The sequence below is a fragment of the Neomegalonema sp. genome (assembly GCF_028688855.1).
Classification (GTDB): domain Bacteria; phylum Pseudomonadota; class Alphaproteobacteria; order Rhodobacterales; family Rhodobacteraceae; genus Neomegalonema.
This window is the reverse complement of record NZ_JAQTXI010000015.1, coordinates 86702-93477: the sequence shown is the minus strand read 5'-3', so window position 1 is coordinate 93477 and position 6776 is coordinate 86702. Positions and strand designations below refer to the sequence as shown.

Below are 6776 nucleotides of genomic sequence, written 5' to 3'. Positions count from 1 at the left end.
AACCTCGGCGGCGCGTCGGCGGCCGGACCGCTTCGCCCCTAACCGACGACAATTAAAGCACAAATCCCTCAAAATCCCTTCTCGTCCCGGCCCATCTCGGATTTCTCAAACCTTATGTCCGTCAATAGATCAGGGGCCTGACGCATATCCTCTGGACCGGCGCGCCTGTGACGCAAGGCGCTCACGCCCGCAATGCGGTGTTCTACGGAGACAAGGCCATCGACCGTTCGCCCTGCGGGACAGGAACCTCCGCCCGTATGGCGCAGCTCGCCGCGAAGGGCAAGCTCAAGCCTGGAGATGAATTCCACCACGAATCCATCATCGGCTCGATCTTCAAGGGCCGCGTCGAGGCCGCGACGGAAGTCGCCGGACAGCCTGCGATCATCCCTTCCATCGCCGGATGGGCGCGGATGACCGGCTACAACACCATCTTCATCGACGACCGCGACCCCTTCGCGCATGGCTTCGTCGTGAAGTGAGCCCCCTGCCCGGCCCGGGCTTGACCACCGGTCGGGAGAATTCCGGACGCCCCTGAAGTCCGCCTCCCGGGGGAGGCGGCCGGACGGGGATTCGCCCGAGCCTGCTTGAGCCGTCGCCGGGAAACGGCCGCCCGTCCCGGCGACGGCGTTGACACCGTCGATTTTATACATCACGCTTCAGGAAAATCAGGACAAGAACGTCAGGGGGAGAATCCATCATGCCACGCGCCATGAATGCGGCGGGGCGGCGACGCGGACCATGGGACGTCGTCGTCAGACTCTCGGAGGGCCTGCTGGGTCTGGAGCGCGCCGCCGTCACGCTGCTGATCAGCCTCCTCGCCGGAGCGATCCTGCTGAACGTCGCGACGCGCTATCTGGGCGCCCCGCTCTACTGGATCGACGAATTCGCCGTCTATTGCATGGTCTGGCTGACCTTCATCGGCGCCTCGACCATGACGCGCCTGCGTCTGGATTTCGCCGTGACCATGATGACCGAGCGTCTTCCGGAGCGCGGAGTCCGCATCTGCCGCATCCTCTCCACGATCATCGTCGTGGCCTTCGGGCTGGCCCTCGCGGCGATGTGCTGGCTCTGGTTCGATCCGCCCGGGATCGCCGGAGCGGGCTTCGACGCCAGAGCCTTCGCCGGAGAGACCTTCAACTTCGTGTACACGGAGCGCACGCAGACCCTGAACTGGGCGACCTGGATCCTCTATCTGATCCTGCCGGTCTTCGCGCTCTCCATGATCATCCACGGCCTCGCCAACCTCATGGAGGATCTCGGCCTCGTCGAGAAGATCACGCGCGATCTGGCCATCAATGCGGAAGAGGCGGTGAACTGATGCTGACGTTTCTGGTCTTCGTCGCCGTCATGATGGTCGGAGTCCCCATCGGGCTCTGTCTCTGCGTCGCGGCCATCGCCTATGTGGTCTTCTCGGGCGATACGGTGCTCTTCCAGAGCTACCCCCTCCAGATGTTCAACGCGGTCGACAGCTACGGCCTGATCGCCATTCCTCTGTTCGTGCTCATCGGCGAGATCATGAACGCGGGCGGCATCACGAAGAAGATCGTCGACATGGCCATGGCCTTCGTCGGATCCCTGCGCGGCGGCCTGGCCTACGTCAACGCCATCGCCAACATGTTCGTGGCCTCGATCCTCGGTTCGGCCACCGCCCAGGTGGCGATCATGTCGCAGATCATGGTCCCCGAGATGGAGAAGAAGGGCTATGACAAGGACTTCGCCGCAGGCCTGACCGCCTATGGCGGCATGCTCGGCTCGATCATGCCGCCTTCGGTGATGTTCGTGGTCTACAGCGTCATGGCGCAGGTGTCGGTCTCCGACATGCTCATGGCGGGGCTCGTGCCGGGGCTGATCCTGACCGCCCTCTTCTGCGTGGTGATCGCGATCATCGGGCATCGCCAGAAATTCCCGAGAAGCGAGCCCCAGACCCTCCGGCAGCGCGCGGCCACCGTCCGGGCGGCTCTGCCCTCGCTCTCGATTCCCATCGTCATCGTGGGGTCGATCTTCTCGGGCGTGGCCAGCGCGACCGAAGCGGGCGCCGTGGGCGCGGTCATGGCGCTGATCATCGGCAGGTTCTGGACGAAGCAGCTCAAGTTCTCGCAGCTGCCCGCCATCATGACCCGCGCCGGACTTTACTCCGCCATCGTGCTGTTTCTGGTGGTGGCGGCGGGCGTGCTGTCGTGGATCCTCGTCTTCGGCAAGGTGCCCCAGGAGGTCGCGGGCTGGATCCAGACCGTCGCCAGAGACCCCATCGTCTTCATGCTGCTGGTCAACCTCATCCTGCTGATCATCGGCACGGTGATCGACGGAATCCCCGGCCTCATCATGACGGTCCCGATCCTGCTGCCCATCGCCACCGGAGTCTACGGCATCGACCCCCATCATTTCGGCGTGGTGGTGGTGATCAATCTGGTGCTCGGCCTGCTGTCGCCGCCGGTGGGGCTCTGCTTCTTCGTCGCCGCCGCCGCGACGGGCGCCAATCCGGGCAGGATGTTCCTCGTGACCATGCCCTTCTTCCTGATCTCCTGCGTGCTGCTGGTGATCCTGTCGGTCTTCCCGTCCCTTTCGCTGATCTTCGTCAACTAGAACAATCCGGAGGACAACACCATGTTCAAGCTCTCCCGTCGTCAGCTGCTCGTCGGCGCCGCCGCCTCGACCCTCGCCGCGCCGATGGTCGCGCGCGCCCAGAGCACCCAGATGCGTCTCGGACTGATCACGCCCGTCGGGCATTCCTGGAACGACGCCGCCCTGCGTCTGGCCGAGCTGCTCAAGGAGCGGACGGACGGACGGCTCGACATGGCCGTCTTCCATTCCGGCCAGCTCGGCAACGAACCGGCGATGATGCAGCAGCTGCAGTCCGGCGCCGTGGACATGGGCTTCATCCAGGCCGCCGAACTCGGCTCGCGGGTGAACCACATCGCCGCGATCAACGCGCCCTATCTGGTGCGCTCGACCGACGCCGTGGCGAAATTCGTCCGCCACCCCGAGGTGCTGAAGCTCTTCGACGTGCTGCCCCAGGAGACCGGAACCATCGGCCTCGGCTGGGCGATCACCGGCATGCGCACGGTCTTCTCGGCCAGACCCATCGAGAATCTCGGCGGACTGAACGGCATGAAGCTGCGCATCAATCCGACGCCGGTCTATCGCGACTTCTACCAGCTCCTCGGCGCCGCCCCGACGCCCATTCCCACGCCCCAGGTCTTCGACGCCATGTCGAACGGCCAGGTCGACGGGCTCGAAGCGGACATCGAATTCTCGTGGAACCAGCGTTTCGACAAGGTGGCGAAATCCATCCTGCGGATGAACGCGCTCTTCATGCCCGCGGCGGCGGTGGCCTCCGGACGCGTCTGGAGGGGCATGGCCGAAGCGGACCGCACGCTGATCGCCGAGACGGTCACGACCGTCCTCGACGAGCAGATCGACAGCCTCGCCGGAGAAGAACCCGCCCTGATCGAGAAGTTCCGCGAAACCGGCGTGCCCATGCACGAGATCCGGCAGGAGGACACCACCGACCTCATCACGGCCTTCGACAAGATCTGGCTCCCCAAGGCCCCGGTCATCGAGCGGCTGCGCGAGATCGGCGCCAGCCTCTGAGCCGGCGGAGGGGGCGGCTTCGCGCCGCTCCCGCGCGCGTTGCAGCAGAGAAGGCCCCGGCGTAGAACGCTTCGCCGGGGCCGACGGCCGTCGTCAGAGCCGCCGCCCAGCATGGAGGACAAGTTTCATGACCGACGAGACCGAGGCCCTCGGACCGCATCCCGGGCTGGAGACGGGGCCCAGGGCCATGGGCGTCGGCAAGAGCATGCAGCATCGGACCATGGCCATGGCCGCCCTCGAGGAGCTGCGCGAGAGGATCCTCAACGCGGATTATCCGCCGGGCTTCCAGCTGCGTCAGGAGGCGCTCGCCCGGGAGTTCGGCATGAGCCGCATCCCCCTGCGCGAGGCCTTCCTCATGCTGGAGAAGGAAGGCCTGATCCGCATGTCTCCCCATCGCGGCGCGGTGGTGGCCGAGCTCACCTTCGACGAGATCGACGAATTGTTCTCCATGCGCAGCCTCATGGAGCCCTGGCTGATGGCGCGCTCCATCGGCAAGCTCACCGCCGGGGATTTCGCCGCGCTCGAACATGTCCAGGAGCAATACGCCCTCTCTCTGGCCCAGCCGCTCGACAGCCATGACGTCGCCAGATGGAGCGGCCTCAACAGGGACTTCCACATGCGGCTCCACCGGCACGCCGCGAGCCCCAGGACCATGGTCCTCGTCGCCAATCTGCTGACGGAATGCGACCTGCACACCCGGATCCAGCTTCTGGGCGTCCCCGGGGCCCGCGAACGCGCCGTCGCCGAGCATCGCGCCCTGCTCGACCTCTGCCGGAGCGGGCGTCACGCCGAGGCCGCCGAGGCCATGCGCGCCCATATCGACAACATCCGTCAGGGCCTGCTGACCATGTCCCTCCGGCGCAAGCGCGAAGACCTCTCGCCCGAGCAGGAGGGCGCTTGACCGACCCCGCCTCCGGCGCGAGGATCCCCCGCCCCAGGCCGCCGGAGATCCGGACGGCCTTCCCGCGCCGCAAGGAGGCCTGAAGATGCTCAAGGGTCTGGATCCGATGCTCGGACCGGAAACGCTCGCCGCGCTCGCCTCCATGGGCCACGGCGACGAGATCGTGCTTTGCGACGCGAATTTCCCGGCGGAATCCGTGGCGCGCTCGACCGTCCTCGGGCGGGCCCTGCGCATGGATTGCGACGCCCTGCGCGCCCTGAAGGCCGTGCTCTCGCTGCTGCCCCTCGACGGCCACGAGCCCGACCCCGTGCTCACCATGCAGGTCGTGGGGGATCCGGCCGCCGTTCCCGAGGCCGTCGCCCTGGCCGAACCGCTCTTCGGGGCGGAGGGCGTCGCCTCGGCCTCGCTGGAGCGCTTCGCCTTCTACGACCGCGCCCGCAAGGCCTACGCGATCCTCCGCACCGCCGAAACGCGGCCCTATGGAAACTTCATCCTGCGCAAGGGCGTGATCAACCCCTGAGCCGCCGGGCCCCGAGCCGCCGGGCCCCGAGGCTCCGCCCCGTCAGTCGGCCGCCTCGTCGCGCCCCGGCAGAGAGAGCGCCCGCGTCATGGTCAGGAGCTTCTCCAGAGTCTCCGCCCTGCCGACCGGCGGCGCGTCATGGTAATGGGCGATGTAGGCGCAGGTCAGCGCCGCCGCCGCCTCGCCGTGAGGCCCGAAGACCGGCGCGCTCAGGTCGATCACGCCCACCAGCTGCCGCGACGGCGCTTCGCGCCAGCCCTGAGCCGCCACCTCGTCCAGATGCCCGAGCAGGGGCGCAAGACGCGCCTCCGCATCGGAGACGCCCCATTGCGCGAGGGTCTCGGCGCGGCGCTCGGGGCGCTGGAAGGCGAGCAGGGTCTGTCCCGATCCCGTCTCGAAGAGGTCGATCTGAGCCCCCACCCGCACCCGGAACTCCCAATGCGCCCTGGGGCTGGCCTGAGCCGTCACGATCCCCACCCCCGCCTCCGGCAACACCAGATGACAGGATTGCTGGGTCTCCAGCGCGAAGCGGTCCATCAGCGGCTGAGCCTGAGCCGCCATCCGCCGCAAGGGCGGGTGGCTGTGCGCAAGCAGAAAGAGCTTCATCGACAGCGCGTAGCGGTCGCCGCCCTCGATGCGCGCCACATAGCCCCGCGCCACCAGACGCTCCAGCATCCGGTAGATCTCGGAAGGGCCCCGCCCCATCGCCTTGACCAGCTCGGCGCGGGTCATCCCGCCCGTCTGCGCGGCGAGAATCTCCAGGATGTCCAGACCCTTGTCGAGCGCCGGAGCGCGATAGCGGCCCGAGGAGGAGCCCCCCCCCTCGATCTCCTCCATGTCCTCTTGCAGCGTCATGCGTCTCCCCGTTGCGGTTCGGCCTGGCCCCGGTGAAATCCAGCCGAAATAAACCCTTGCGTCAAGCGTTCATCTGTGAATATATAGTTCATATAAGAAATGCGCATCCGGAAAGGAGCGCAGGATCTGGGAGGATCCCGATGCGGCTCAAGGGCAAGACGATTCTGATCACGGCGGCGGGCCAGGGCATCGGACGGGCGAGCGCGCTCGCCTGCGCGGCCGAAGGCGCAAGAGTCGTCGCCACCGATCTGAACCCCGATCTGCTCAAGGGCCTCGACGGAATCGAGGCGCGTCCGCTGGATGTGACCGATCCCGCCGCCGTCCTCGCGACGGCCGCCGAGGTCGGGCCGCTGGACGGACTCTTCAACTGCGCGGGCTTCGTCCATCACGGAACGATCCTCGAGATCTCCGACGAGGCCTGGGCCTTCAGCCTCGACCTCAACGTGACGGCCATGATGCGGCTCACGCGGGCCTGTTTGCCGGGGATGCTCGCCAGGGCCGCCGAGACCGGAACCGCCAGCATCCTGAACATGGCCTCCATGGCCTCCTCGATCAAAGGTTTTCCCAACCGGACCGCCTATGGCGCGACCAAGGCCGCCGTCATCGGGCTGACCAAGGCCGTGGCGGCGGATTTCGTCAGGCAGGGGCTCCGCTGCAACGCGCTCTGCCCCGGCACGGTGGACACGCCCTCGCTGCGCGGACGCATCGCCGCCGCCGCCGATCCGGTCCAGGCCGAAAAGGACTTCATCGCCCGCCAGCCCATGGGACGCCTCGCGACGGTCGAGGACATCGCGCCGATGGTGGTCTATCTTCTCTCCGACGAGAGCCGCTTCGTCAGCGGGCAGGCCGTCCTCGTGGACGGCGGCGTCACCATCTGACCCCCAGCCGCGCGGAATTCCGGAAGGAGGC

Annotated in this window: 7 protein-coding genes and 1 pseudogene; 7 read left to right on the top strand and 1 reads right to left on the bottom strand. The window is 67.2% G+C overall.

Annotation, left to right across the window (positions count from 1 at the left end; translation table 11 throughout):
* Positions 1-122 precede the first annotated feature (122 nt).
* The 6 genes and pseudogenes from PHN62_RS12295 to PHN62_RS12270 all read left to right on the top strand — a co-directional run.
* Positions 123-479: pseudogene (locus PHN62_RS12295) on the top strand (proline racemase family protein); the annotation flags it as partial.
* A gap of 218 nt (positions 480-697) precedes the next feature.
* Positions 698-1318 (top strand): TRAP transporter small permease, encoded by a 621-nt coding sequence (locus PHN62_RS12290; protein ID WP_300151051.1) that lies wholly within the window; start codon positions 698-700, stop codon positions 1316-1318.
* On the top strand, positions 1318-2583 hold the full coding sequence (locus PHN62_RS12285; protein WP_300151049.1) for a TRAP transporter large permease: 1266 nt from the start codon (positions 1318-1320) through the stop codon (positions 2581-2583). The genes PHN62_RS12290 and PHN62_RS12285 overlap by 1 nt, the downstream gene beginning before the upstream one ends.
* Positions 2584-2604: 21 nt before the next feature.
* On the top strand, positions 2605-3591 hold the full coding sequence (locus tag PHN62_RS12280) for a TRAP transporter substrate-binding protein (RefSeq protein WP_300151047.1): 987 nt from the start codon (positions 2605-2607) through the stop codon (positions 3589-3591).
* Positions 3592-3718: 127 nt separating this feature from the next.
* A complete protein-coding gene (locus tag PHN62_RS12275) occupies positions 3719-4492 on the top strand; it encodes a GntR family transcriptional regulator (protein ID WP_300151045.1) in 774 nt (257 codons plus the stop codon).
* A gap of 85 nt (positions 4493-4577) precedes the next feature.
* Positions 4578-5012: an RbsD/FucU domain-containing protein gene (locus PHN62_RS12270; protein ID WP_300151043.1), complete on the top strand. Its 435-nt coding sequence runs from the start codon at positions 4578-4580 to the stop codon at positions 5010-5012.
* Positions 5013-5054: 42 nt separating this feature from the next.
* Here the strand turns inward: PHN62_RS12270 and PHN62_RS12265 are convergent, their stop codons facing one another.
* Positions 5055-5867 (bottom strand): IclR family transcriptional regulator, encoded by an 813-nt coding sequence (locus PHN62_RS12265; protein WP_300151041.1) that lies wholly within the window; start codon positions 5865-5867, stop codon positions 5055-5057.
* Between the two features lie 140 nt (positions 5868-6007).
* On the opposite strand from PHN62_RS12265, the gene PHN62_RS12260 reads away from it, so the two are divergent.
* Entirely contained in the window at positions 6008-6745 is a 738-nt protein-coding gene (locus tag PHN62_RS12260) for an SDR family oxidoreductase (protein ID WP_300151039.1), read from the top strand.
* Positions 6746-6776: the final 31 nt, after the last annotated feature.